The 25,394-nt window shown below is 44.7% G+C and carries 29 protein-coding genes and 2 riboswitches; of the genes, 5 read left to right on the forward strand and 24 right to left on the reverse strand.

The genetic code is table 11. The annotated features are described in order from the left end of the window. Nucleotides 1-60: 60 nt before the first annotated feature. The 14 genes from V1502_RS19930 to V1502_RS19995 all read right to left on the reverse strand — a co-directional run bounded on the left by V1502_RS19930 (nucleotide 61) and on the right by V1502_RS19995 (nucleotide 11,361). Complete coding sequence (locus V1502_RS19930) at nucleotides 61-705, reverse strand: YczE/YyaS/YitT family protein (RefSeq protein WP_409252334.1); 645 nt, start codon at nucleotides 703-705, stop codon at nucleotides 61-63. Between the two features lie 240 nt (nucleotides 706-945). After that, nucleotides 946-1,308, reverse strand: a complete 363-nt coding sequence (locus V1502_RS19935) for a VOC family protein (RefSeq protein WP_409252335.1) — start codon at nucleotides 1,306-1,308, stop codon at nucleotides 946-948. Next, a complete protein-coding gene (locus tag V1502_RS19940; RefSeq protein ID WP_409252336.1) occupies nucleotides 1,305-2,336 on the reverse strand; it encodes an S-adenosylmethionine:tRNA ribosyltransferase-isomerase in 1,032 nt (343 codons plus the stop codon). The genes V1502_RS19935 and V1502_RS19940 overlap by 4 nt, the downstream gene beginning before the upstream one ends. Further along, on the reverse strand, nucleotides 2,336-3,064 hold the full coding sequence (locus V1502_RS19945) for an SDR family NAD(P)-dependent oxidoreductase (protein ID WP_409252337.1): 729 nt from the start codon (nucleotides 3,062-3,064) through the stop codon (nucleotides 2,336-2,338). Before V1502_RS19945 ends, V1502_RS19940 begins: the two co-directional genes overlap by 1 nt. A 720-nt stretch (nucleotides 3,065-3,784) precedes the next feature. Continuing rightward, nucleotides 3,785-4,720 (reverse strand): type II secretion system F family protein, encoded by a 936-nt coding sequence (locus V1502_RS19950; RefSeq protein WP_409252338.1) that lies wholly within the window; start codon nucleotides 4,718-4,720, stop codon nucleotides 3,785-3,787. 5 nt (nucleotides 4,721-4,725) lie between these two features. Next, nucleotides 4,726-5,688, reverse strand: a complete 963-nt coding sequence (locus tag V1502_RS19955) for a type II secretion system F family protein (RefSeq protein WP_409252339.1) — start codon at nucleotides 5,686-5,688, stop codon at nucleotides 4,726-4,728. Nucleotide 5,689: 1 nt separating this feature from the next. Continuing rightward, nucleotides 5,690-7,120 carry a CpaF family protein gene (locus tag V1502_RS19960; RefSeq protein ID WP_409252340.1) on the reverse strand — a complete coding sequence of 477 codons (1,431 nt, stop codon included), beginning with the start codon at nucleotides 7,118-7,120 and terminating at the stop codon, nucleotides 5,690-5,692. Further along, nucleotides 7,117-7,962, reverse strand: coding sequence for a CpaE family protein (locus V1502_RS19965; RefSeq protein ID WP_409252341.1), 846 nt, complete (start codon nucleotides 7,960-7,962; stop codon nucleotides 7,117-7,119). Before V1502_RS19965 ends, V1502_RS19960 begins: the two co-directional genes overlap by 4 nt. A 14-nt stretch (nucleotides 7,963-7,976) precedes the next feature. Beyond that, entirely contained in the window at nucleotides 7,977-8,672 is a 696-nt protein-coding gene (gene cpaB, locus V1502_RS19970; RefSeq protein ID WP_409252342.1) for a Flp pilus assembly protein CpaB, read from the reverse strand. Nucleotides 8,673-8,681: 9 nt separating this feature from the next. Further along, a complete protein-coding gene (locus tag V1502_RS19975) occupies nucleotides 8,682-9,593 on the reverse strand; it encodes a pilus assembly protein TadG-related protein (RefSeq protein ID WP_409252343.1) in 912 nt (303 codons plus the stop codon). Nucleotides 9,594-9,603: 10 nt separating this feature from the next. Continuing rightward, complete coding sequence (locus V1502_RS19980) at nucleotides 9,604-9,987, reverse strand: TadE/TadG family type IV pilus assembly protein (RefSeq protein ID WP_409252344.1); 384 nt, start codon at nucleotides 9,985-9,987, stop codon at nucleotides 9,604-9,606. Further along, a complete protein-coding gene (locus V1502_RS19985; protein ID WP_409254400.1) occupies nucleotides 9,984-10,496 on the reverse strand; it encodes a prepilin peptidase in 513 nt (170 codons plus the stop codon). The genes V1502_RS19980 and V1502_RS19985 overlap by 4 nt, the downstream gene beginning before the upstream one ends. A gap of 268 nt (nucleotides 10,497-10,764) precedes the next feature. After that, nucleotides 10,765-10,965: a Flp family type IVb pilin gene (locus V1502_RS19990; protein WP_409252345.1), complete on the reverse strand. Its 201-nt coding sequence runs from the start codon at nucleotides 10,963-10,965 to the stop codon at nucleotides 10,765-10,767. 54 nt (nucleotides 10,966-11,019) lie between these two features. Continuing rightward, the gene (locus V1502_RS19995) at nucleotides 11,020-11,361 is read right to left on the reverse strand and encodes a DUF192 domain-containing protein (RefSeq protein ID WP_409252346.1); all 342 of its coding nucleotides are present in this window, start codon (nucleotides 11,359-11,361) and stop codon (nucleotides 11,020-11,022) included. A 128-nt stretch (nucleotides 11,362-11,489) separates the two neighbouring features. Beyond that, a riboswitch (cyclic di-GMP riboswitch) is annotated at nucleotides 11,490-11,575 on the reverse strand. Between the two features lie 379 nt (nucleotides 11,576-11,954). Then, nucleotides 11,955-12,043: riboswitch (ZMP/ZTP riboswitch) on the forward strand. A gap of 301 nt (nucleotides 12,044-12,344) precedes the next feature. Between V1502_RS19995 and V1502_RS20000 the strand changes: the two genes are divergently transcribed. Beyond that, complete coding sequence (locus tag V1502_RS20000; protein WP_409252347.1) at nucleotides 12,345-13,190, forward strand: bifunctional 5,10-methylenetetrahydrofolate dehydrogenase/5,10-methenyltetrahydrofolate cyclohydrolase; 846 nt, start codon at nucleotides 12,345-12,347, stop codon at nucleotides 13,188-13,190. A 200-nt stretch (nucleotides 13,191-13,390) separates the two neighbouring features. Further along, complete coding sequence (locus tag V1502_RS20005; RefSeq protein WP_409252348.1) at nucleotides 13,391-14,926, forward strand: FAD-dependent oxidoreductase; 1,536 nt, start codon at nucleotides 13,391-13,393, stop codon at nucleotides 14,924-14,926. A 341-nt stretch (nucleotides 14,927-15,267) separates the two neighbouring features. On the opposite strand, the gene V1502_RS20010 is transcribed toward V1502_RS20005, so the two are convergent. The 7 genes from V1502_RS20010 to V1502_RS20040 form a co-directional block, all read right to left on the reverse strand. After that, nucleotides 15,268-15,402 carry a hypothetical protein gene (locus V1502_RS20010; protein WP_409252349.1) on the reverse strand — a complete coding sequence of 45 codons (135 nt, stop codon included), beginning with the start codon at nucleotides 15,400-15,402 and terminating at the stop codon, nucleotides 15,268-15,270. Nucleotides 15,403-15,448: 46 nt separating this feature from the next. After that, nucleotides 15,449-15,925 (reverse strand): hypothetical protein, encoded by a 477-nt coding sequence (locus V1502_RS20015; RefSeq protein ID WP_409252350.1) that lies wholly within the window; start codon nucleotides 15,923-15,925, stop codon nucleotides 15,449-15,451. 166 nt (nucleotides 15,926-16,091) lie between these two features. Beyond that, the gene (locus V1502_RS20020; protein ID WP_409252351.1) at nucleotides 16,092-17,642 is read right to left on the reverse strand and encodes a polyamine aminopropyltransferase; all 1,551 of its coding nucleotides are present in this window, start codon (nucleotides 17,640-17,642) and stop codon (nucleotides 16,092-16,094) included. A gap of 309 nt (nucleotides 17,643-17,951) precedes the next feature. After that, the gene (locus V1502_RS20025; RefSeq protein ID WP_409252352.1) at nucleotides 17,952-18,347 is read right to left on the reverse strand and encodes a DUF350 domain-containing protein; all 396 of its coding nucleotides are present in this window, start codon (nucleotides 18,345-18,347) and stop codon (nucleotides 17,952-17,954) included. 24 nt (nucleotides 18,348-18,371) lie between these two features. Beyond that, nucleotides 18,372-18,974, reverse strand: a complete 603-nt coding sequence (locus V1502_RS20030) for a DUF4247 domain-containing protein (protein ID WP_409252353.1) — start codon at nucleotides 18,972-18,974, stop codon at nucleotides 18,372-18,374. Nucleotides 18,975-19,339: 365 nt separating this feature from the next. After that, nucleotides 19,340-20,011: a PspA/IM30 family protein gene (locus V1502_RS20035; RefSeq protein WP_409252354.1), complete on the reverse strand. Its 672-nt coding sequence runs from the start codon at nucleotides 20,009-20,011 to the stop codon at nucleotides 19,340-19,342. Between the two features lie 18 nt (nucleotides 20,012-20,029). Then, a complete protein-coding gene (locus V1502_RS20040; RefSeq protein WP_409252355.1) occupies nucleotides 20,030-20,539 on the reverse strand; it encodes a DUF4178 domain-containing protein in 510 nt (169 codons plus the stop codon). Nucleotides 20,540-20,856: 317 nt separating this feature from the next. Between V1502_RS20040 and V1502_RS20045 the strand changes: the two genes are divergently transcribed. Then, on the forward strand, nucleotides 20,857-21,357 hold the full coding sequence (locus V1502_RS20045) for a DinB family protein (protein WP_409252356.1): 501 nt from the start codon (nucleotides 20,857-20,859) through the stop codon (nucleotides 21,355-21,357). A 40-nt stretch (nucleotides 21,358-21,397) separates the two neighbouring features. Here V1502_RS20045 and V1502_RS20050 read toward each other — a convergent pair whose 3' ends face one another. From V1502_RS20050 to V1502_RS20060, 3 genes are all read right to left on the reverse strand, one after another. Next, nucleotides 21,398-21,595 carry a DUF378 domain-containing protein gene (locus tag V1502_RS20050; RefSeq protein WP_409252357.1) on the reverse strand — a complete coding sequence of 66 codons (198 nt, stop codon included), beginning with the start codon at nucleotides 21,593-21,595 and terminating at the stop codon, nucleotides 21,398-21,400. Nucleotides 21,596-21,697: 102 nt separating this feature from the next. Further along, nucleotides 21,698-21,808 (reverse strand): hypothetical protein, encoded by a 111-nt coding sequence (locus V1502_RS20055; RefSeq protein ID WP_409254401.1) that lies wholly within the window; start codon nucleotides 21,806-21,808, stop codon nucleotides 21,698-21,700. Then, on the reverse strand, nucleotides 21,757-22,002 hold the full coding sequence (locus V1502_RS20060) for a hypothetical protein (RefSeq protein ID WP_409254409.1): 246 nt from the start codon (nucleotides 22,000-22,002) through the stop codon (nucleotides 21,757-21,759). The genes V1502_RS20055 and V1502_RS20060 overlap by 52 nt, the downstream gene beginning before the upstream one ends. Before the next feature lie 287 nt (nucleotides 22,003-22,289). On the opposite strand from V1502_RS20060, the gene V1502_RS20065 reads away from it, so the two are divergent. Next, nucleotides 22,290-23,810 (forward strand): UDP-N-acetylmuramoyl-L-alanyl-D-glutamate--2,6-diaminopimelate ligase, encoded by a 1,521-nt coding sequence (locus tag V1502_RS20065; protein WP_409252358.1) that lies wholly within the window; start codon nucleotides 22,290-22,292, stop codon nucleotides 23,808-23,810. A 218-nt stretch (nucleotides 23,811-24,028) separates the two neighbouring features. Further along, nucleotides 24,029-25,336, forward strand: coding sequence for an alkaline phosphatase family protein (locus V1502_RS20070; protein ID WP_409252359.1), 1,308 nt, complete (start codon nucleotides 24,029-24,031; stop codon nucleotides 25,334-25,336). Nucleotides 25,337-25,394 lie beyond the last annotated feature (58 nt).

Here is a 25,394-nt window from a genome sequence, read left to right on the forward strand (position 1 = left end):
GCGAGTACATGATACTATAAGAAAAGACACACCACCTAAGTGATGTGCCTGTTCAAAACCTTATATTTTGGTAGAAGCCGTTTCTGTACGATCCCCTCTGGCCACCATTGTACGAAGGAGGCTCTGGCACTGCGGCAGTGCAACTCCAACAACTGAGCCAAGAAAGAAAGCGATAATGATAGTTCCGATGCCGACAGGTCCGCCTAACATCCAGCCCATCAAGAACACCGCCACTTCAATCCCATTTCTTACCCACTGAATCTTCCATCCAGTCTTTTCAACAATAAGCAGCATCAAGCTGTCACGGGGACCCGCACCAAAGTCGGCGGAAACATAAATTCCAATCCCGTACCCGATAATGATGGTCCCTGCCGCAAATAATATGCTTTGCATCACTATAGATGAAGTATCAGGGATGATAAAATTGAAAAAATCTATAAACAAACCAATTAACAGCATATTAAGGAAAGCGCCGATCTTAGGAAATGTCCTTGTCGCCAGCCCCGTTATCAGCAGAAGGATCAAGCCGGCAATGATGGACCACGACCCAATCGTCAGACCAAACTTTAAGAACAATCCATAATGGAAAACATCCCAAGGCCCTATGCCAAGGTCTTTCCCTTTTATCGTTAAGGTAATTCCGAATGCAAGTACCAATAGTCCGATGGTAAAGAACGCCCAGCGCAACTTGTATTGTCTGTTCATGATATCCCATCCTATTTGTTAGTTTGCCACTCGAAATACTTTATCATAGAATGGGAGTTTAATAAATACCTCATCAAGAACAAAAGCGCAAGCGCCCTGAATAGCCCCGACAGGCAAATGTTCCGAAGAGAACAAAAGGCGACCTCCCTTTTGTTCTCTTCGGGTTATTTGACCCCGAGGGGCTGGGTGCTGAAGCTAGACGTGGATAATTCAATTAAAATTTAACACAGAGGTGATTTTTTAATTTCCTAAACAACGGGAAACCAGCTCAAATACTTCCCCATCAGGCCCTTTGTAAAATATGACAGTCCTTCCGCTATCTAAACAATATGGACCTTCGACTGGTTGCAGTCCGAGATCTTCCAGGTGGTCAGTCCACCATGACAGGTCCTCCACCTCCCAGGCAAAATGGAGGGAGGAAGGACCTGCTTGAATTTCCGGGTTTTCAATCAGCTCAATCGTGACCGGACCCCTGCTCATGAAGACGATCTTTTCCTCTCTCAACCTGAGGCAGCTCTGCACTTCAAATTGAAATACTTCTCTATAGAATTCGACGGAATCCTTCAGACTGGTCACCTCAATACCACCATGATGCCACCTCATGATTGGAGCCTTTCTTTAAAAATCAAATTCATATCTCCAAATTCATGCCACAGATACCCTTTTTTCAGTGCCTGTCTGTAGGCAGTAAAAAGGTGATGTTCTTCCGTGAATGCTGCCAGCATTTCGAGGTGGGTCGCTTCTGGTTCATGAAGGCCTGTGACAAGACCGTCGACGGCTTTCAGCTGATATTCTTTTTTAATATATAGATTGGTGATACCGTTTGTCTCCCTCAAACAGCCTTTTTCATCCGCAGCTGTTTCCAAGGCTCTGACAACCGTGGTCCCAACCGCAATCACACGGCCCTTCGCTCTCCTCACATCGTTGATAATCTTTGCTGTCTCCTCCGGTATATGAAAGGCTTCAGGATGCTTGTTCGGGTTCGGCCAGCGGTCATTTCCGTAGTAGCTCAACCCGGTATGCAGGGTTAAAAAGGCTGTCTTGATCCCTTTATCCTTTAATTCCTGAAGCATTTTCCAGGAGAAAGCCCTCCCGGCAGAGGCCATTTCAACAGAACCAGGAACGGAAGCGTAGGCAGTCTGATAGGCATCCAGTGTCCAGTCTGAATCGATATATTCATATCGAATCGGTTCTCCAAAACTGTAAATATAGTCCATCAGCGCAACTCCGCCTATTGAAAATGAGAGAATGACTAACGGCTTTTCATTGCCATTGCCGGTGATCTCCGCCTTAACCCCGTTTTTCAATGCAAGTTCGTCCCCTGCAGAAAACAGTCCTCCCCAGATTAATGCCTCCCACCGCTGGTCATCCAGCTGCCTGGACAGTCTGATTTCCACCTCACGATTACCTGCTGTAGCCTTTAAGACCGCCGGGATGGTCCGGCTGTTATTAAAGATGAGAAGGTCTCCTTCTTCAAGGAAGTCAGGGAGGGAGGAAAAGCGTTCATGATGGACCTCTTCCCCGTTCATGACCATCAAGCGCACATCATCTCTTCCCTTTCCACTTCGTTCTGCCGGAACCTTTGCATTAAGTGATTGCGGAATGTCAAACGTACGATTGATCGCGGCCATCAGACTGCCTCCTCACTTAAGTTGAAATTTTGTGCTTCAAACCTCTGTCCGTTTACTTGTGAAGATTCATCTGAAGCAAGATACAAGAAAACATCCACTATATCCGCCGGATGGGCAAGCTCATAGTCGCAGTCAGGGACAGCGGTATCATGCATGTCTGTATCCATTTCTCCCGGATCGACCATATTCATTCGCACACCGGTTTCACTCAGCTCATCTGCCCACGTCTGGGTCATGCCTTCCACCGCAAATTTACTGATGCCGTACGCCCCCCATTCAGCAAACCCGGTTTTCCCCGCTTCCGAAGTCAGATTGATGACCGAACCAGCCCCGCGTGAGAGCATTCCTGGAAGAACACGCTTTGTCACCATCAGCGGATTCATCACATTCACCCTCAGTACTTCTTCAAACTCTTCATTAGGATAATCCAGCAGCAAGCTCGGCCCCTTGCCGAATACAGACGCATTATTGATCAACACATCGACACGACCGTACACCCTTTCTGCAATGGAAACAAATCGATCGACATCCCTTGGATTGGCCGCATCTGCAGCAACCGCCAATACCTCGGCCCCTGTCCTTTCTAGATCCCGTTGAGCTTCCCTTAATTTTTCCTCCCCGCGTGCACAAATTGCAAGCTTTGCCCCTTTCTTGGCAAAAGCAAATGCCAGCTCTCTTCCTAATCCTTTTGAAGCTCCCGTAATCATGACCACTTGATCTTTACTCATCGTAATGTCCCCTTTCGGTTTGTTGTTACTTTTATTATATTGGGGATGCTTTTCAAGCTAATCGGGTTTTAGAAAGAGAAAGCGTTCCCTAATTGGAAGGAGGGGCTTCTACGACTTTCGGCTGAGGTATCACCAGACCACGAAGCAATTATTCCAAAGTATTTAATAATCTCCTCGGTTATTTGCTCTATGTAAATGCAGTAGTTGATTTCCACTCCAGGTGCGCGACTCCGCGGGGCGGGCGGTGAGCCTCCTCGGCTTTGCCTCCGGGGTCTCACCTGTCATCAAAAGTGGAAGCGCCCTGATTAGCCCCGACAGGTAAATGTTCCTAAGAGAAAAAAAGGCGACCTTTCCTTTTTTCCTCTTAGGGTTATTTAACCCCGAGGCGCTGGGTTACGTTCCAGTGGGTACGTAACCTCGGTGCTGGAACTAGACGTCCCGCTAGTCCCGCAGGAGATCGCACACCTTCCGCTCCAATCAACAATGCGTAAGCATGTTAATAAAATTATGGGGAAATTTAACAACCTTTCAGAAAACCTTTCATAAAAATAGAGACTTATCCAGGACAGAAGGTATATCTCACCTAAATTTGCAGGAAGGAACGCACCTTCTGTTTCACCCTTAAATATGCTGCAATGCTGCAATTCCTCTTACTGAGAACCCTATTCCTAGATATTACATAAAAAAATCCCCCGCTGGTCACCCAGCAGAGGAAAAACCCTAGTTATTCGCCGCCATCGTCATGATGAATTTGATGACAGCCGGTCCCAGTAACACAATGAACAGACTGGGAAAGATAAAGAGGACCAGCGGAAAGAGCATTTTGATCGGTGCTTTCATTGCAGCTTCTTCTGCCCGCTGCTTCCTCTGGTCGCGGACTTCTGCCGATTGCACCCTTAATACCTGAACAAGGCCGACACCTAATTTCTCCGCTTGGACGATGCTTGAGATGAATGCCTTCACTTCATCAGACATGACCCTGCTGCGGATACCCACCATCGCTTCTCTCCTTGTCTTTCCGAGACGCATTTCTTCCAGGCAGCGCCTGAATTCGTCTGTCAGAACGCCATTCTTTTTAGATACCACCTTCGAAATCGCTCCATCAAACCCCAATCCGGCTTCCAGACTGACTGTCAGGAGGTCGAGAAAGTCAGGGAGTTCTTTAAGGGCAAGCTTTCCACGGATTTGCATTTTCTTCTTCAAATAGTAGTGGGGGAGATAGTGAGCAAACCCGAGACCCGCCATTGCCAAAATGACCGTTCCGGCAACCGGAATCCCCAGTAATACTCCATAAGCTATGACGGCTGCGGGTATTAGTAAGAATAACCCTAATTGAATCAAACGGAAGTCAACCGGTGACATCCCAAAAGGGTTGCCCGCTTTTAATAATTTTTCTTCCAGCTTTTCCGCTTTCTCGTTGGGCAGTTTACGGTCGAAGCTTCGTTTCAGCTGAGAAAAGATAATAGAGAAAACACGTTTGAGCAATGAAGAGTGAATTTCCTTGTCCCGTGTACCTTCAATCGCCGCCGCTTGTTCCCCGCTTCCTTCAAAAACATTGGAGATTCTTGTTTTAAGGCGTGCTTTCTTTTCGGAACGGTGAATGACCAGGCCATATAAAAACAAGCTTACACTGCAAAAGAATGAGAAATAAAGCATGACTTTTACACCTCAATTGTCGTTACTTTTCTGATTAAAAAGAATCCGATGCAGCCTGATAGGATCCCCGCAATCACCAAGGCAATCCCGATAGGATGACCAAAAAGTGTTCCGATATAGTCCGGGTCAATTAGAAAGAGCAGGAGGGCCAGAATGATGGGGAGAAGTCCGATAACAATACCGGAAAGTCTTCCCTGTGCAGTCAATGTCTTAATCTGCCTTTGTATTTTGGTCCGGTCACGGATGGTTTCCACGATTTTGTCCAGAACAACCGCCAAGTTTCCTCCGACCTGCCTTTGAATCAAAATAGCCTGAATCATCAAATCCAGATCCTCACTCGGCATCCTTTCATGCAAAGACTGCAGGGACTCCTCCATTGAACTGCCATACTGCATTTCCCTAAGCACCGTTTCCATTTCTTCTTTAATGGGAGACTGCGATTCATCCACGACTGTTTTCAATGATTGAGGGAAGCTGAACCCGGCCCTCAAAGCTCCGACGACAGTGGTTATCATGTCTGGAAGCCCTTCGTTGAACTTTTGGACCCGTTCCCTTTGTTTCTTTTTCAAATAAAACTTTGGCAGCATGAATCCTGTACCCGCTCCTAAAAGAAACCCGAAGAGATTTCCTGTTAGTAGGAATAACAGTCCAGCTCCCAATGCAGTCGCCATCCACTGAAATAGAACATATTCTTCAGGCTTAAGAGGGACACCTGCACGGCTGAGGGAGATTTCAAGCTTGGAATTCTTCTCCTTGCTTAATACATTTTCTTTAATATTCCGGGTAGTCAGCTGTATTTGTAGCGCCAGGTTGAACTTCTTAGGGTTGAACCCTTTCTTATCCTGCTGATCGAGGTACTTTTTCAGGCGCTTCTGCATGCGTTTATCTGTCAGAAAAATCATTTGAAGAATGGCTGTAAACAACAGAAAAGTCGAGAATAAGACCATTAATATGAGAAACCATTTCATATTACCAGCCCTCTCCCTCTACAAACACGGTTGCCGGAATATGGATACCCGAGGCTTCCAGCTGCTCATAAAATTTTGGACGGACGCCGGTCGGCATCAACTTCCCAATGATTTTTCCGTCATCAGACACACCCATCTGCTTATAAGTGAAGATATCCTGCAAGACAATGACATCCCCTTCAAGCCCCTGTACCTCAGTGATCGAAGTAATTCTGCGGGAACCGTCCTTTAACCTTGTTTGCTGGATAATGATATTGATCGCTCCGGAGATTTGTTCGCGGATTGCTTTTACCGGCAAGTCGACTCCAGCTAAAAGCACCATAGTCTCCAGCCTTGAAATCATATCGCGGGGGGAATTGGAGTGACCTGTAGCCAGTGAACCATCGTGCCCTGTATTCATTGCCTGCAGCATGTCCAGGGCTTCGGCACCGCGGACCTCTCCGATAACAATCCTGTCAGGCCTCATCCTTAACGAGTTGCGGACAAGATCACGGATGGTAATAGCTCCTTTTCCTTCAATGTTGGGCGGACGAGATTCCAAGGAGATGACGTGATCCTGTCCAAGCTGAAGTTCGGCAGCATCTTCTATCGTCACGATCCGCTCGTCAAATGGAATGAAGTTGGAAAGCACGTTCAATGTCGTCGTCTTACCTGAACCCGTCCCGCCGCTGACAAATATATTCAAACGGGCTTTGACACACGCCTCTATGAAAATCGCCATCTCCTGACTTAAGGTACCGAATTCGATCAGGTTCTCGATGGTGAAGGGATCCTTTGAGAATTTTCGGATTGTGATGGTCGGACCATTCAGCGCCAATGGCGGAATGATCGCATTGACACGGGAGCCGTCCGGCAAGCGGGCATCCACCATCGGACTGCTTTCATCAATCCTTCTCCCAATAGGGGATACAATCTTTTCAATGACGCTCATGACATGTTCATCATCCCGGAAAGTGATTCCGGTCATTTCAATTCTGCCTTTCCGTTCGCAATAGACTCTGTCAGGACCGTTGACCATCACCTCTGATACCTCTTCATCAAGCAGAAGGGGGTTGATCGGTCCAAAGCCGGTAAGGTCATTGATTAATTCATCGACGACTCTTTTGCGGTCAATTTTGCCTCTGAATGATTCATCTTCCTTTATGATCTCGATGGCCATTCCATCTACTTTGGGAATAATCAGTTCAATATCCTGATTTTCTTTCATTTCACTGAGGATTTGTTTATGAAGTATGGATTTTAATTCCTGGTGCTTATCCACCTGCTTCGGCTTATTCTTTTTCTGAGGTTCTGCCGGCCGGCTTTCTCTGAACGCGGTCATCAAATCTTTCTTTGGCAGCTTTTTTTCCGGATGGGAGGGGGGCCCGGCTTCCACTTCAACCTTTTCTTCCTTATCTGGAGAGGCTTCTTGAATTCTCTTAAGCAGACTCACTTTTCCGTCTCCTCCTTCAATTTTCTGAATCCAAACAACTTCGACAGGACCGAAGGATTCTTCGTTTTGATAAAAGAAATTTCTCTTCTTGAGGTCAATTGCTCAGCCATTTTATAAACAGCTTTGGCAATCTCGGTTTTCCCCTGATTAATGACAAACGGAATCCCTATATTAAGAGACTGGGAGGCCGTCCCAAAATCATTTGGAATATAAACCGGATCTTCTATCCCGAGAATGTCGGCAACATCGTTCGCTGCAATTACACTCTCCATAGTGGACCTGTTGATAACAACCTGAATCTTTTCACCCAATCCGAGCATATCAAGCGTTTCAATCATTAATTTCGTATTTTTCAGAGTCGCCATTTCCAGGTTGGTAACAAGAAGAATCTGGTCAGCCTTTTCGACCATTTCTATAGTTTGGTCTTGCAGGCCCACACCTGTATCCACTACCAGGTAATCATACTCCGCGAGCATTGTATCAATGACCTTAATCAGGGCTTCTTTCGTGACAAGCTCTGCGTATTCTGGGCGGTCGGGCGCAGGGAGGACTCTTACACCGGAGTCATGCTTGCAAAGATAGCTGTTCAACATATACTCATCAAGACTTCCGATCTCTTCCATGACATCCTTGATCGTAAAGGTGGACTGAAGATCCATCGCCAATCCGACATCCCCGAATTGAAAATCGCCATCCAGTACACTGACTTTAATATTTTTCTTAAATAGTGCGATTGCCAGATTGACCGTGAGAGTAGTCCTCCCCACTCCTCCTTTTGCGCTGCAGACAGCAATCATCTCTCCCCGCTTCTTTCTTGGCTGTTCTCCATGACTTTCCGGCATCCTTCATCCCCCCTTTACTCTTTTGATTCCTTCTCTGAAGACTCCTCTTTTATCCTGGTATGTACAGTAAAATGAATTGGACCTTTTTCAGCCGCATTGATGAGTTTTACTGCATCCTCAGGTCTTAACTCCAGAGTGACCGAGGAGTACTCAACATATTCTTCCTCTTCTGTCTTTGTTTCCAGCATCTTTCTTCCGACGGCAAGCACTGTTACTTTTGATAAAATTTGTTCTGTCTTTATCTGTTGACCTTTTTCGTCCTTCAGAGTCTCTGAAGCTACGACATCAACAATATCCTCAGGTTCAATAAGATTTGACACAGATTGTACAAAATTCACGCCTACCGACACACCTCGGTAACCGTCCTTTACCTTCCGGGATACGAAAAGTTCTTCTTCTTTCTCACTCTTCACTCTGTGAGTCAGGATGATCTCATCCGTTTCTATGGCAGCTGTTGCGTACTTGCCTGTCAGTTCTTCCACTGTCCTTGCAGCTTGCGGGTGAAGTCCTTGTGATGGCATTTGGACGACTTTGAGCATACCTTCTGTAATTCTTTGATTCTCCTCAATTTTTTCACTGGCCACGACGACTTTTTCTGTATTGGCATTAACCACTTTGGCTGAATCGAATTGCTGCATATAATTAAAAAATAAGAACGTTGTTAATCCGCCCATGACCAATGCAAGAAACAATATAATTTTTGAACGCATACTTCTCACCTACTCTGTTAGTCTTATGCTGAAAGCCCCTTTGTTTAAGGCATCAAGATCTTCAAACCCTGTTCCAGCCCGTTTGATGAACATCCCGGTAATTGATGTATCGTGGGAGTCCATCGGATCGGTGATATAAAAATAAGCAAACCCGGTAATCTTGACTTCTTTCAGCTGATTACTTTTTTGATTATAGGGGGTATAAACAGGTATCAGTATCACCCTTGAACAGTCCCTCTCATTGACATCACGAGGATGCTCATGGCAGCCGTTAACTTTTTCCTTAACCACTGACCTTGTTTTCCCTGCAATATTCCCCGTCTGGGTTTCCAGTACATCTCCTACCTTGATTTCCTCCTGATAGCCGTATCGCAAATTATCTTCGTAGGTTGCCGCTCCAGGGCCGCCTAACGCCAGAACGCCAAAGTTTCCATATTCTACACCACTCGTATCCACTTTCAGCTTATACTCACGGTAAAACTCCAGATCGACGCTTTCATCAATCCCAAGGGGTGCCGCCCCTACAGCCTTACCCATTACCCTCAGTTCTGCCGCTGCTTCAGAAACCACATCCACTGCCTCTTTTCCAAAGAGAGATGAAAAGGCAAGCGGAACAGCTTTTACCACATTGACTTCGACCCTTTTTCCGGGTGTGATTTCAATATCTTGCAGGTCGATTTCACCGTCATGCTTGTCCAAAACCTCATTCACGATGAGTTCAACTTCCGATATATCATGTGTCAGCTCCTGCGCCCCTGAAAGAGCTGCGGCATTGGCTGCCTTTTGCAGGTGGCTTTTCGTCATATAGAGCATACCTCCGTCTATCGCAAGCCCTCCCATTGCCAGCAGCCCCATCATAGCAAGCGTGACCAGAACAAGGGCATTTCCTTTCTCCTCTTTCACCAGTGTCAAAAGTTTCATGTATATCCCCTCATTCTATCCGGATGGTGGAATCCGTTTTGATGCTGAGTGATTCTGAAAAAAAGTTCTCTACAAATGGCGTAACCGGTTCAAAAGGATAAGAGAGAACCACCGTTATATATTCTCCCGGCTCACGAGCAGAATCCCCTGGAGTAATTGAGATTTTCAGAAGCTGTGGGTCTTCAAAACTGATATAGTCTCTTGCAAATGCAGTAATTTCTGCATCATTCCGGCCAAGCCCGCCCAGTCTCACTGTCTCCTGCGCTGCCTGGTGAATATGAGAATATGAATATAGCAATCTGCCTAAGTCAATAATTCCAACTAATATCAGCAGTAATACCGGAAGCACCATTGCCATTTCCACCATGGATTGTCCGGATTCATCCTTTTTCATTGAAGCAGCACCCCATTGAAAAACAAACTGACGACTGCTCCTCCAGCAATGGCCACTCCATAAGGGTACGTTTTCTGATAATCACTTCGGACCACTCCCAAGGGAACTTTGAGGCCGTATGTCAGGCTGCAAACTGAATAAAGGATTCCCTTCACCCGCTGGAAAAACCCCTTTCGCAACAGCAGGATCGCAAGAGCAATCACTCCTCCTAAGAGGGCCATATAGAAAGAAGTAGTCAAAACAAACCCCACCCCTTTTATCGCCCCGATCAAGGCCAGGAGTTTTACATCCCCGGCACCCATCCCTCCCATTAGGTAAGGAATCAGAAGAAGCCCTAAACCGACTGCAAATCCCAGCAGGCTGTCCAGGAGCCCTGAAAATCCTCCAAAGATAGAATGCAGGACCAGCGTCAAAAGAAGAGAAGGAAAAATCACCTTGTTATATATCTTTCTGCTCTTTAAGTCCGTTACGACACATACAGCCAGTATCAAGAGAAGCAGTATATCCATTAGAATCAAGATTAACCCCTCACTTTTTGAAAAAGCCTTACGTAACCATACGTAAGGCTTAGAACGTTTAATAATCATATAGCTATCAGGAACTCGTCAGTTCATTATTCTTTGTTACGATGCCGACGGCTTTAGTAAACATAGATATAAGTTCTTCTCTCAACGTGCCAATCGCCAGAATCCCGGCAAGAGAAATAATTCCCAAAACGAGCCCATATTCCGTTAATCCCTGCCCAGTTTCATTGCAGATAAATTCTTTCATTGCCGATTATGGATTAGTAGTACTGCCATCGCCTGTAGAAGCGCCCGTCACTGTCGTTACTACCTTATCGAACATATCGACGATTTGTGTGCGCAATAGACCTAATGAAGCTACAACCGCAATCGCAATAATTCCCAATACTAGACCGTATTCCGTCATCCCTTGTCCCTGTTCTTCAGTTACTAATCCTTTTAATTTGTCCATCATTTTTAGTTCCTCCTAATTTTTATTTACGGACGAATCCGCTTTTCCGTTACTGAATTAATTGAAAGATAATGAGTTGCCAACTTCCGTGCCCGTTTCTTTTACCGTACCGGCAGGCAGTTCCACTACAGAAGAAGCGTCTGCATACAACTTTCCGACTTTACCCGGCGCTACACTCTCTTCGATGGCGACAATGATGTTATGGTCATTGACATACAGCACATCAATCGGGTAATTCATAAAAAATGTGTGAATGGATCGGCAGGGTTTAATATGTAAACCCTTGCCCGAGTCAAGTCTTGCTGTGAACATCAAGCCGCGCAGCCGTTTAAAGAAATTATGCGCTTCCATTAAATGTTCCACAATTACTTGCTCATTACTTAGGTTTACAACCTTCAAATTTACACCTCCAAATCAACTAAAATAACCCCGCCTTTACCGAAAGGGGGGTTAATGACAGGACTGCTTGCAAGGGCATGAAGACGTGAATCTCCTTCCAACAAGCATAGGTCCTTTACCCTGGATCCTTCGGTAACTGGCTGGCATAGTGCTTAGCACCTTAGCCCCTTTAGCTTTGCGTCGCTGATTTTCATCAACTTTGCCTTTATCGAGATTCAGCAGTGTGTTTATTATGTCCGTCTGATCTCTTAGTTCTATAGTAGGTTGAAACAAAGAAAAAAGGAATAGTACTTTATTACTAAATTTATCTGAATAGACAAACTTATCAGAATATTTTAGCATGAATAAAAAGTCCCTTTTAGGAGTAACAAGGTAATACACCCATTTTTTTAATAATTCATTGGACTCTATTTTCATAAAATTTTTTTTAGACACAACAAAAATAGTAGGTATAAATACCTAATAAGGATTTATTTTTTCAATTCATTAGGAAGCTGCACATATAAATTCGGCATACAATTTTAAACAAAAACGAACATTTACAGTAGAAAATGAATTTATATTCGTGTTATACTAAAACCAACAAACATAACGACAAAAGCAGTGACTGGCGAAACTGTGGAACCAACCACAAGGGAGCTGCTTTTCTTGAGCTTAATAGCCGTTCGCCTGGGCTGAGGCTGATTTACAGAACCTACTCTTAGGAAGTGGTATGTTCTGTGGATCAGTCTCTTTTCTTGTTCTGAAATCATAAATCAACGCTGTGTTCGTAAAGATTGCTGCTATCGGAAAAATCCAAAGGTCCGGATTTTTCCCTCGGGTACAAGGGCATATCTAACTGAACAGGTTGAATGGCTCTTTTCTTTCTTGATTACCAGGATAATTCCTGTGAAATATGGTTATTTCTCTTGAATTTCATAGTGAATAGCAACAATGTTTTAGAAAAGAGCCTAAATCAAAGACATTAACCAGGAGGGAATAGAATGATTGTGAAAGAAAAGGTAATTCTGGATGGTAACCGTGTCGCATCTGCTGTAAAAGAAGATTTGAAGGCGAGGGTCGAAGCGCTTAAAGAGCACGGCATTACCCCTTGTCTTGCCACTATTCTTGTCGGTGATGATCCGTCTTCGGCCACTTATGTAAAAATGAAAGGAAATGCGTGTGAGCGTCTCGGCATCCTTTCTAAAAGAATACATCTGCCAACCGACACTACAACGGAAGAATTACTGGAAACGATTCAATCATTGAACGAGGATGAAGAAGTGCATGGGATCCTCTTGCAGCATCCTGTTCCCCCTCAAATAGATGAACGAGCTGCCTTTGAAGCCATTGCAATTGAAAAAGATGTGGATGGAGTGACATCCTTAGGGTTCGGCCAGACATCACTCGGTTTCGGCACCTATCCTTCTTGTACGCCTGCAGCTATTCTGGCCATCATGGATTATTATAAGCTGCCTATTGAAGGAAAGCATGCTGTCGTCATTGGACGCAGCCCTATCTTAGGGAAACCCGTTTCCATGATGCTTTTGAATCGGAATGCCACGGTGACGACCTGCCATTCTTATACTGAAAACCTTGAAGACATCGTTAGGAGAGCTGACATCGTCGTAGCGGCCGTCGGCAAACCGAATTTTGTAAAAGGTTCCTGGATCAAAGAAGGAGCCATGGTATTGGATGCCGGTTATAATAAAGGCAATATCGGGGACGTTGACTACGAAGAATGCCTTGAACGCGCAGATGGGATTACACCTGTTCCGGGCGGGGTCGGCCCTGTGACCATCTCGATGCTTCTGAAACAGACTGTGGAAGCGGCTGAAAAGTTAATATAATGTTGAGGACTCCGCAAATCCGCGGGGTCTTTTTTGGTGGGCGATTGCGAGGTAGGTACCTGGTACAATTGACGTGTTTAGTGTCTTGTACACAACTGTTCCTTGCATTCGACAAAAACCGGGATGTGCCTGTCACCAAAGCATAATTATCCTCTTTTTGGAAAGTATAGTCTTATCAGCTTAATGCTAGGAGGAGTATTATGTCAGAAAAGGATAAAAAACAGGCGTTGAGTCAGCCGCCGGAACCATATTGGAGAGAATCGGTGAACTTTAACAGCTATCCATCGCTCAGCCAGGATACAGAGGTGGATATTGCCATCGTCGGGGGAGGAATTGCCGGTATTACTGCAGGCTATGAGTTGGCCAAGCAAGGGAAAAATGTAGCCATCCTTGAGGCAAACAAGATCCTCAATGGCACAACCGGCCATACGACGGCCAAAATTACAGCACAGCATGGGCTTATTTATGATGAACTCATTCAGCATTTTGGCGTCGACCTCACGAAAACGTACTATCAGGCCAATGACGATGCGCTTCAATACATAAAAAAGAATGTCAGCGACCTGCACATCGATTGTGACCTGACTGAAGAAGATGCCTATGTCTATTCCACCACCGAAAAATACGATCAAAAGGTTCGGAAGGAGTTCACCGCTTACAGCAAACTCGGCATTGAGGGCGAACTGGTTGAGCAGCTGCCGATCAACATAGAGATCAAATCAGCTGTTGTCATGAAAAAGCAGGCCCAGTATCATCCCCTGAAATATTTGAAAGTCCTTGTGGAGGAGTTCACGAAAAATGGCGGCACCATTTATGAAAATACAACGGCCGTGGATATTCAGGAAGGAGACAACCCTGTCATTGTGACGAGGGAGGGATACAAATTAACCTGCACCAACGTCCTGATCTGCTCCCACTTTCCTTTCTTTGATGGAAAGGGCTTCTATTTCACGAAAATGTATGCAAGCCGCTCCTATATCCTTGGAATTAAAGCAAAACAAGAATTTCCGGGCGGCATGTACTTGAATGCCGAAAGCCCTTCACGTTCGCTCCGTTATACAGACGTAAACGGCGAAAAGTTAATTCTGGTTGGCGGAGATGACCATAAAACCGGACAGGGCAAAGATACAGTCAAGCACTACAACGCTTTAGAGGAATACGCTGAGTCCGTTCTCGGTATTTCTGAAATTCCTTATCGATGGTCCGCCCAGGATCTTATCTCCGTTGATAAGGTCCCATATATCGGACAGCTTACATCCAACCTGAAAAATATCTTTGTGGCGACCGGTTTCAAAAAATGGGGAATGACATCTGGGACTGCGGCTGGAATGATTCTTTCGGATTTAATCATTAAAAAATCCAGTCCCTATGAGGAGATATTCAATCCTTCCCGATTTGCAGCCGATCCGAGCATAAAGCATTTTCTTCGAGAGAATGGAGATGTGGCCAAGCATCTGATTAAAGGCAAAGTGACCCCTGCTTCCAAATCACCTGAGGATCTGAAAGCAGGTGAAGGTGCACACGTATCCGTCAACGGCCAAAAAGGCGGAGGTTACAAAGATGAAGAAGGCAAACTTCACCTTGTTGATACCACGTGCACTCACTTAGGATGCGAAGTTCACTGGAATCACGGTGAACGCACTTGGGACTGCCCGTGTCACGGCTCCCGCTTCTCCATTGATGGCGATGTTTTGGAAGGACCTGCTTTAAAGCCTTTGAAGAAATTGAAGTACTGAGATATTTGCTTTTTCGGTTATCAGCGGATTCTTGTCGAATAACGCACTTGGTTTGTCGTTTTTCGGCCGTGTGATGTCGACTATCGACCAGCTTCTGTCGTATATCAGCCAAAACCTGGCGAATAACGAAAACTGAATTTTTCAGCGCAGTTCTGTCTCAGCCTGGTCGACTGTTATCGGCGATTTCTTAATTTTATCAGCGATTTTCAAATTTTATCGGCGGAAACCCATTACTTATCGACCATTCGACAACTCCCAACAGCATCCGACACTCATTACGCACAACCCATAAAGCTCAACCACCATACAAAAAGGGCACCTCCTGAGAGATGCCCTTTTCATCAATCCTGGAATCGATCCTTTTTCTTCTTCACGTCACCAGTCGTGAATTCGACCATTTCAGTACTCGTCCGGTTCCCTTTTTTCTGGTTGTCGTTACGCTGTGCGTTTGCGTTGCCAGACTTCGTGCGTCCCATGTTCATCTCTCCTTTGTGTTCGTACAGGTATAGTATGAATAGAGCATCATGGAATTATGCAGGCCGGTACAGAGACCGTTTCACTCTTAACCTGGTCGCGATAGGACATCAAGGATTCCTGTATGATTTGTCGTGTGAAGTTGCTGTTGATTTCAGGAATCAGTTCCTTGGCGATGCACCAGGCATTTTCTTCAATCTGTAAAGCGATTTTTTTTCGTTCATAGTCATCTGCTGTATCCATTCTGGCTGCCAGTTCCTCTAATTCTTCGTCTTCGGCATGTCCCAATTCATGGGCAAAAACGACTGTAAAATATTCATAAAAATATTCCAGTGTAGAGAACAGCATCTTACACTGTCTCTTGATTTCTTCAATATACATCGTGATCGTATGTGTGCCCATGTTGTACTTTCCCCCAGCAATCTTCTTTCCCGGAAAGTTTTTTTCCAGTATCACATTGACGCTGCTGCCCGCTCTGGCTTGTAATGTACTTGTGATTTGCTGCAAATTGCTGTCTATTTCCAAATCCAAACACACCTTTTTGTTAGTTTTCAGGACGATCCTGAGCTAATAACACACTTTATTGTATTCAGTATTTATTAGAACATGAATGATATTCGCGGTAAAATGCTCCATGCCTTATTACATTAACCGTTTTTGGAGTAAAAAAACGTATTAGGCAGATGGGTGCCTAATACGTCGACCACGCTTTTTCATATTTTTGAATTAAAATCGGGTTTATCAAGGTATTGACTTCAAGGTCAACCACACTTCCATCCTGCTCGGTTATAAAAGAATCAGTATCTTTTCCGAAAGCCCCCATCCCTTTGAGGACTTCCTCCGTTAAGAACTGCGTTTCCACCTTTAAAGTCAATTCAGAAAGGGAGGGCTCTTCCCGGGCAGCAAGCACAAATCCCCAGTCCCCGAAACTCGGAATATCAACATGCAGGTTCTCGGTCTGAAGGCCTGCAGCGTTGATCGTTTTATCGATCGTCCAGTACACTTCGGTGGCAAAAGTCGGGCTTGTACTCTGCACCATCATCGCCCCGCCGGGAGGGAGATGATTGCGAAGCAGCTGGTAAAATTCAAGCGTATAAAGCTTATTTAACGATTCATTATTAGGATCAGGCAAATCAACCAGAATGACATCAAAAAATTCATCAGATCTTTCCATAAAAGTGAAGGCATCCTGATTGATGACTTTTACCCGTTCGTCCTCAAAAGCATGACCGTTTAATTCCGCAATGGCCGGATTCGTACGCGCAAGCTCAATGACCCGGGGGTCAAGGTCCACCAGGGTGATTTGCTTGACTTCTTCATATTTCCTTACTTCCCTTATCGCCAGACCATCGCCCCCGCCCAATATAAGGACATTCTCTTTTTTATCCGCGGCAGCCATCGCAGGATGAACAAGGGTTTCATGATAACGGTATTCATCCGAAGAACTGAACTGGAGCTGTCCATCCAGGAACATTCGCAAGTCTCCCTGTTCCTTGGTTAAAATAATCTGCTGATAATTGGTGTTTTCCGAGTGAACAATGGGGTCCCGGTAAAGCTTTTGTTCAAAAGAAAAGGCCATCTCCTCACCCCAAAACACCCCCGATAATAGAAAGATAAAAACGAGGATGCCCGCTGTTCCATGTTTTTTCACTGAACGAATCTCATCTCTAAAGTAAAACATAAGCCAAATCGCGACAATCACGTTCACCAGGGCGACAACAAAAGCCGTCTTCACAAGGCCCAGCTGCGGTCTCAGCAAAAAGACAAACAACAGCCCGCCGATCAAACCGCCGGCGTAATCGGAAAAAAGAACCCTGGCGGTACTGCGGTTCAACGTTTCTCCTATCTCATTTGCTTTGCGGATCAGTATCGGCAGCTCGACTCCAGTCAAAGCTCCCACAATGGTGGTCACCGCATAAAGGAAGAAAGCATCCGACCCTTCGCTGAAGAAAGCGGTCACGCCAAATAATGTGAAGACCGAGAGCCCGCCAATCAAGCCGATGAGCAGCTCAATCCAGATGAAGGAGACAATGAGATTCTTTGTCACTTTTTCACTGACCGAAGCGCCAATACCCATGCCCGTCAAAAAGAGAGAGATCGTCAGGGTATATTGCTTCACGCCATCACCAAGTATATATGATCCGGCTGCACCAAACAGGACTTCAAAGATGATCCCGCAAATCGAGACAATCCCTGAAGCCCAATAAATTGCTTTTGTTTTTCGAATTCCGTCATTCTCCACTGATAAGTCCCCTTTATAAGGCTCTTTTCTAAAACTTTGTTGCTATTCACTCTGAAATTCAAGAGAAGTAGCCATATTTCACAGGAATTACCCTGGTAAACAAGAAAGAAAAGAGCCATTCACTCTGTTCAGTTAGATAAGCCCTTGTACCCGAGGGAAAAATCCGGCCCTTTGGATTTTTCCGATAGCAACAATCTTTACGAACACAGCGTTTAAAAAGCCATTCGGGTAATTTTTAAAAAAGGTATATGCTAAACCTGTCACATTTAGCGCTCCATTCCATATTTACTGTGCGGCCGCCTCCGCTTTTTATGTAATCGAAGCTCCTATAACGAACGCCAATCCGACGGATACAGCAAAGGTAATGATCCCTACAGCCATATTCCCTTTTTGGAGCTGCTCTTCCACGGAGAATTTTCTAGTCAACAGCTCAAACAGCAAGTATGCAGCCATCTGCAAGATGACACCGAAAACTCCCCAGATCAATGTGTCAGTAAGCGCTGAACTATGGTAAATCGAAAACGCAAGGATGATGCAAATCCCGATAATTTTACCGCTGATGGAAAGGGCCACTGCGTTGTTTCCTTTCAATACCTCATCCCAATCCTTATATTTACGTGTCAGCAGTTCAAAAATATAAAGTCCAAATAACACGATAATGATTGCCACTGCAAAATACATAACCGTCAAAATAAATGGTTCCATTTTTCAATCTCCCTTCTAATTTTCCTACTTACCGGCTCCCGGACCGCCGCCCCTTACAGAGGAGGATCCGCCGCGAATAGGCGATTTGTTGTAGCCTTTGAATGCCCCACCTGAGGAGCTGTAGCCGCCATAACAAAGGGCGGGGTTACTGCTGCATTTCAGCCGCTGTTTCTTGCCCCAGTCATCAACATCGAGGACTTCATCAAGTACCCAAAGTAACAGCAGACCATCGAAGAAATCCGGGCTGTAATTGTTACGGACAAACTGATCATTCGCCACTTCAATCATGGTATTGGCACTGTTCTGCTCATCCGTTGTCATGATGACAAACAACTGGTCATAGACGAGCACCTGCTTATTGTCTTTCTGCTCACTGATCCTCACCGGTTCCTGGTGATTTTGAATTGCCTTAGCCACTTCATCTATCGATTGATTCTCCGCTATGTAAACCTCAGAATAATTGCTGTTATCCTGCGCGCTCGCTACTGTGTCGGAGAAGGTATAGTTATTATTGATAAAATCGACTACACTTTCTTTGAAAATCGATCCGCCTCCAGAATCGATACCCGGACCGCAGCCCGCCAGCACCACCACCGCAAGGATCAAGACTGCTAACGATCTCTTCATTCTCTCACCTCTTTCGTCTTGCACTTTTCTGTTACATCTATATTGGTTAAAGACTTCTTTTAGCGGTTTAAGACCTTAAACGAACTTTAGTCAGGAGGTTCTTTTAAAGGACTATAATTAAACTTCCACCATTTTAAAGTCCTTTAGAACTCTTTTATAGGTCTTTAATTTTACTTCCTCCATATCAATAGACTTTAGAACTCTTCTAAAGGTCTTTAATTTCGCTCTCGCCAATTTAAAGGGCTTTATTGCAATCCTGAAACGCTGCATTCATGAAGCCGCTGCAGCTATTAAAGGGAACCCCCGGCAAGAATTGCACACATAGTAGCAGGAACCGCGCTTATAGGCGGCTCCTGCTGTGACATCTATTCCTTGCCCATTTGTTTTTTCAAAGCTGCCAACTCATCGTCTATATCGTTATTCTTATCGAGAGCATCCAATTCATCATCAAGACTGCGGTTTGAGGATCTCATGTCCTCGCTTGTTTCAGCTTCTGCTTCATATTGAAGGACTTTCTCTTCCATTCTTTCGAAGCCTTTTCTCGATTCGTCTCCGCCAATGGATGACATGGCACGATTCATTTTGGTACGTGTCTTTGCCGACTCCGCACGAGCTTTTAGAGAATCTTTTTTGAGCTTCATCTGTTTGTATTCATCTTTCATTTCATCAAGCTTTTTGCGCAGGCTGTCTGCGTCTGCCTTTGCTCTTTCATAGGACTCCCGTATAGTATCTGCCTGGGCACTATGATTCTTTTTGTCTTCCAAGGCTCTTCTAGCCAGGTCATCATTCCCTGCTTCCAATGCCTTGACTGCCTGCTGCTGTCTTTTCTCGACCATTTTTTCTGCTTCTTCCAGCTTTCTCTGAAGCATTTTTTCATTAGCAATCTGCTTTGCCACCGCAGCTTCAGCATCACGGATATCCGCTTCCATCTCCCGCATGAACTGGTCCAGCATTTTCACCGGATCTTCAGCTTTATCAAGCATGGCATTCAGTTCAGAACCAACTACTGTCTTTACTCTTTTAAACAATTGAAACATATCCAGGCCTCCATATCGTTATTTACTTGCAATGATTTTGATTTCGTATTCGTTGATCTCATAGCCGCTGCTGGCTTCAATTTCACTTCCCCAAATTTCAACGGAGAGAAACTTTTCTTCCTCTTCATCCTCATAGTCAAAATAGCGGCAGCTCATACCATTCACATTCTGCCCGCGGCCTTCTCCTTTTACTCTTGCGGTACCTGACTCATCAAGATAATAGCGTGTACCTTCATACTCAATTTCTTCAGGCAGGGGCTCACTCAGTTTCAGCTTTACTTTTTCGTAAATACCCAGGTACACCTGGTCATCCATCTCTGCACTGAGCCATACTGTCCGCCCGGGACTTTCAAGCTGATAGGCAGTCCACTCAAATCCGTGGTCATTGTATGTAAGCTTGCCGACAACTTCATAGTCTTCCAAGTCATAAGCGACGATATCCCCGACTTCAATGGTGAAAACATTTCTCTCTTTCACAACCGGCACAGCTTTCTCTTTTTTACCGAAAAGTTTTTTCAAAATACTCATGTGTGTCACCTCCGCCTATTGATCTTGTTCTTACTAACATATACGTAACAAGGTCTGAAAAGTTTCAAGTATAATGAAGTTGTTTTTTTCTCTTTATAAAGGTTAAATCTTGGGCTCTCTCTAAAATATGCTCCTTGAACCAAGAGAATTTTTCAACCAAAAAGGTTAACCAAAAGCCCGGCTTCCTAAAATTCAAAGAATTAATCCACTTTATAACTTCAAGTCCTCTTGTCGTTCTCCTCTATTTTTCCATAAATAAAAGGATTTTTTTCATCATATACAGAAGTAGAGATGAAAAAGGTTATAGGGGGTTAATGATGGAGGATACACAACTTTTCAAACAAATGGAATTTATCCGCATGCGAACCATTGCAGCATTGGATAATACTACCGAAGAAATGGCCGATCTGGTTCCCCCGGGCTTTAAAAATTCTATTCGATGGAATCTGGGACATATCTATCTTTCTCATGAAAACATCATCCATTCTTTCGTCGGGGAGAAAGGGTATGTTCCGGAGAGCTTCAAAGAATTGTTCGGCTTTAACACAAGTCCGGATCAATGGGACACTGATGTTCCATCTCTATCCCAATTAAGAGAATTGCTTTCCGGACAGCCTGATAGACTGAAGAAGACGTTCATGGGAAGGTTATCCGAAAGAGGCGGGAAGCCTTTCCAGATGACCAAGAACATTGCTTTTGAAACAGTGGCCGAGGTCATCTCATTTGCCAACTGGCATGAAGGACTTCATCAGGGAACGATTACAGCCTTAAAGCGTGTTCAGGGTATTGATAACCTCTGGGAACCCGTAAACAAGTAAATAAGAAAAAGCCATTCCGAGTTAGGAATGGCTTTTCTTATTAGTCTTTAATTCTGCCAAAGAGTTTGATGCAGTAAATGGCGGAAAGTCCGACCAGGATGTATACAATCTTGGATAGTATGGCTGTTTGCCCGCCGAAGATAGCTGCAACCAGATCGAATTCAAATAGCCCGACAAGCAGCCAGTTCAAACCTCCGACAATTAATAGAATCAGTGCGATTGAATCTAATGCTTTCATGATTTCTCCTCCTTATAAGTGTTGTTATCTATCATGCTTTACTATATGCCCCCCTAAAGAATTCCAAAACCTCTCAATGTGCTGGTGTTGTATAAATATTGTTTAACAGTTGTTAAACATAAGGTCACAAAGCACATGCTTGCCTTTTCTTGCCGCTTTCGTTACCCATTCTTTGTGAAGGGTATTGGGCAGAGGAATATAGGCCGCCTGAATCTCATGGTCATCCAACAGTTCCTCATAGCTTCCATATTCTTTTGGGTCGAAAATACTTTCGCTGTTTCTTCCTCCTTGCCGCTTATGCTGGCAATAGCCGTAACTTCTGCATTATCGCAATTTTTAAGGGTGGGTATAATCGCTTTCTTTGCAATATTGGCTGCACCTAAGATTCCCCATTTAACAACATACATTTAGGGCTCCTCCTTTGATTGATAAATGGACAAATTTGTAAGTCGCACTATCAACTACCATGTTTCACCCCGCCAATCTGTCAACTCTAAATAAAGCCATACAATGTGCTGCATGAATTTTTTTCCAGAATATTTTTCAGAAATTCGGGTATAGACGGATAGAAATGAACCAGAAAGTATGGGGATGCATGACAAGCTTTCATTCCACTTGTATATGCTCGCTGCTGTTACGGTCAAACTATATATGAATCAGTAGGACTGACTTTCATATCAAAGGGAGAGAGCCAATGAATATTGACTTTACACAACAGGAACAGTTAGGAATCAAACGCCTCTGGGGACAATCAAAGAAAAAGATAACAAATGTTAATTATGACTCTAGAAGAGTGCAGAAAGATGCCGCGTTTGTTTGCATAAGCGGGGAAAAACATGATGGCCATTCTTTTCTTGAAGATGCCATACGGAATGGAGCGGCTGTATTGGCCGGAGAGGATGCCGATGTCCTGGAAAAAGCGAGCAGAAAGTTTAATGACAGAACTTTTATTCTCGTACAAGACGCCAGGGCCTTTCTCGCGAAGTTGTCCATCTTATTTTATAGAAGCGCACATGAAAGACTGAAGACGATCGGAGTGACGGGAACGAACGGAAAAACGACAGTCACTGCCTATGTGAAATCGTTACTGACATTACTCGGTACACCAACCGGTTCCATAGGGACGACCGGCATTATATCGTCTGCAGGTAAAATCAATCTGAAGAAAAGTACGCCGACAACACCGGAATCTTCGGATTTACATTACATTTTTGACCAGTTTCATGAACGTGGGGACGAAGCAGCCGTGATGGAAGTATCGTCGGTTGCCACTGTGCAAAAGCGAGTTGAGGGAATAGAGTTTGACATCGCGATACATACCAACCTTTCTCCCGAACACCTGGAGTTTCATAAAACGTTCGAAAACTATAAAGAAGCAAAGCTCAAGCTTTTCAAACAAGCTAAAAAAGCAGTGGTCAATATCGATGACAGCGGCATGGCAGAGGATATCCTTGAATTACATTCAGGAGATACCCTAACCTACAGCCTCGATAAACGTTCTCAAGCGGATGTCAAAGCATCGAACTTAAGGACCATGGGACACGAAACGTTTTTTGAGTTAAATGTGCACAATAAATCGTTTATTGTCAGGGCTCCGGTCATTGGAGACTACAATGTAGCCAATATTCTTGCTGCTGTCTGTACAGCCCTGCATTCCGGCTACTCCATCCATCAGATTCTCCTGGCCTTGCCTTCCATAGAAGGCCCGGAAGGAAGGTTTGAACTGCTCACCGGGTACGGGAACAGAAAAATCATGCTGGATTACGCCCATACCCCGGCAGCTCTTGACAACCTGCTTCGGGAAGTCAAAAAATTGGATTATAACCGGCTTATCGTCCTTATCACCGGCATCGGCACAAGAGATAAATCCAAGATGCCCCTCATGGCTGAAACAGTGGAAGGAAGGGCCGATGAAATTGTGGTGTCCGTCGATCACCCTGATTTCAATGATCCGGATGAGATCATCAACAACGTCCTGACAGGCTTCTCCAATCCTTCTGCGAATAATATTTATACGGAGAGAACCCGTGCAGAGGGAGTGCTGTCTGCCCTTTCTCTAAGTGATGAGAACGATTTGGTGCTGCTGACGAGCGGTTGTATAAACGGAGCACAGATTATTGAAGGAAAAGAAGTTCCCCATTCCGATAAAGAATTGATTATGAAGTACTTCAATGATGACAGAGTGAATTATAATTATGACTATATTCAGGCATGATGAAGAAGAATCCCTTGTAGAGAGGGGTTCTTTTTTTATCAAAAGGCTCTTTTCTACTACTTTGTTGCTATTTGGTAGTTAGTACAAGAGACATGGCCAGAAATTTTTCTTTTATCCCAGTCTTTCAATCACCCGAAAACATGTATAGTCAGTGTAGTTTTCTGTTATATTTAATACATATAGTAATTTTTAAAATATTTAGACACTTGGAGGATTTCATGGAACGACTTACAGACCACCTGATTGTGATTTCGTTTGACTGCCTATCCTCTCTGGATTTCACAGCGATAAAAGATATGCCTAACTTTAACGAGCTTTTGCAGAAAGGCTCTTATTGCCCTAACGTGAAAACCATCTATCCTTCCGTTACCTACCCTTGCCACGCCACGATCGTAACTGGAAACTATCCCAATAAGCATGGGGTCATCAACAATACTCACCTCCAGCCCGGGAGTCCTTCTCCAGACTGGTACTGGCATAGACATCATATAAATGGGACCACCCTGTATGATGAAGCTAAAAAAGCAGGCTTGACGACCGCTGCTTTATTATGGCCGGTGACCGCCAAAGCAGATATTGATTACAATATGCCCGAGATTTTTGCCAACCGTCCATGGCACCACCAAATTGCTGTTTCCCTCTGGAATGGAACCAGCTCCTTCCAACTTGAGATGAACCGGCGTTTCGGCCATATTCGCAACGGACTTCATCAACCTGAGCTTGATGACTTTGTGCTGGAATCGACTGTAGCAACCATTCGTAAAAAGAAGCCGAACCTGATGCTCATCCATTTTACAGACCTTGACTCCCACCGCCACTATCATGGTTTCTCTTCCAAAGAGGCCCATAATGCCATAAAGCGTCATGACCAGAGACTTGGGAGAATACTAGCTGCCTTGAGGGAGGCGGGGATTTATGAACATTCCACCATAGTGGCTCTTGGGGATCACAGTGCCCTTGATGAATCCATAGCCATTAAGCCGAATGTCCTGTTTAAGGAAGAAGGCTTGATCAACGTTGATGCCAAAGGCCGGGTGACCGATTGGAAAGCTTATTGCAAGAGCTGCGATGGCTCGGCATATATATATGTAAAAGATCCAGATGATCTGGAAAGCTTGCAAAAAGCTGAACATCTTTTAAACGTGCTCCGAAAAGATGAAAAGAGTGGAATTGAAAGGGTTCTGACCGGCAAGGAAGCCGGAGAAAGAGGAGCTGATGAGACTTGCGCATTCATGATTGAAGCCTCACTGGGCTATTACATCACAGAAGGAATTCAAGGGCAGTATCTGGATGATATCACTCCAGGGGATGTCAAAACAGGCAAGTATACCTATGCCTCTCACGGATACTCACCGGAGAAACCGGATTATGACACAATCTTTATCGCTGCCGGCAAGGGAATCAAAGCGGGAGCTGTCATCCCTTCGATGGACCTCCCTGATGAAGGACCTACATTTGCCAGGCTGCTGGGACTTGATCTCGGAGATACAGACGGATCCGCTGTGGAAGACCTTTTACGACTGTAAAATGTATGTGAAGTTTCCGTACACTTCATTCTCAACCCTGCTTTACTTGTACGAAAAT

This window comes from Rossellomorea sedimentorum (assembly GCF_046237645.1).
Taxonomy (GTDB): Bacteria; Bacillota; Bacilli; order Bacillales; family Bacillaceae_B; genus Rossellomorea; species Rossellomorea sedimentorum.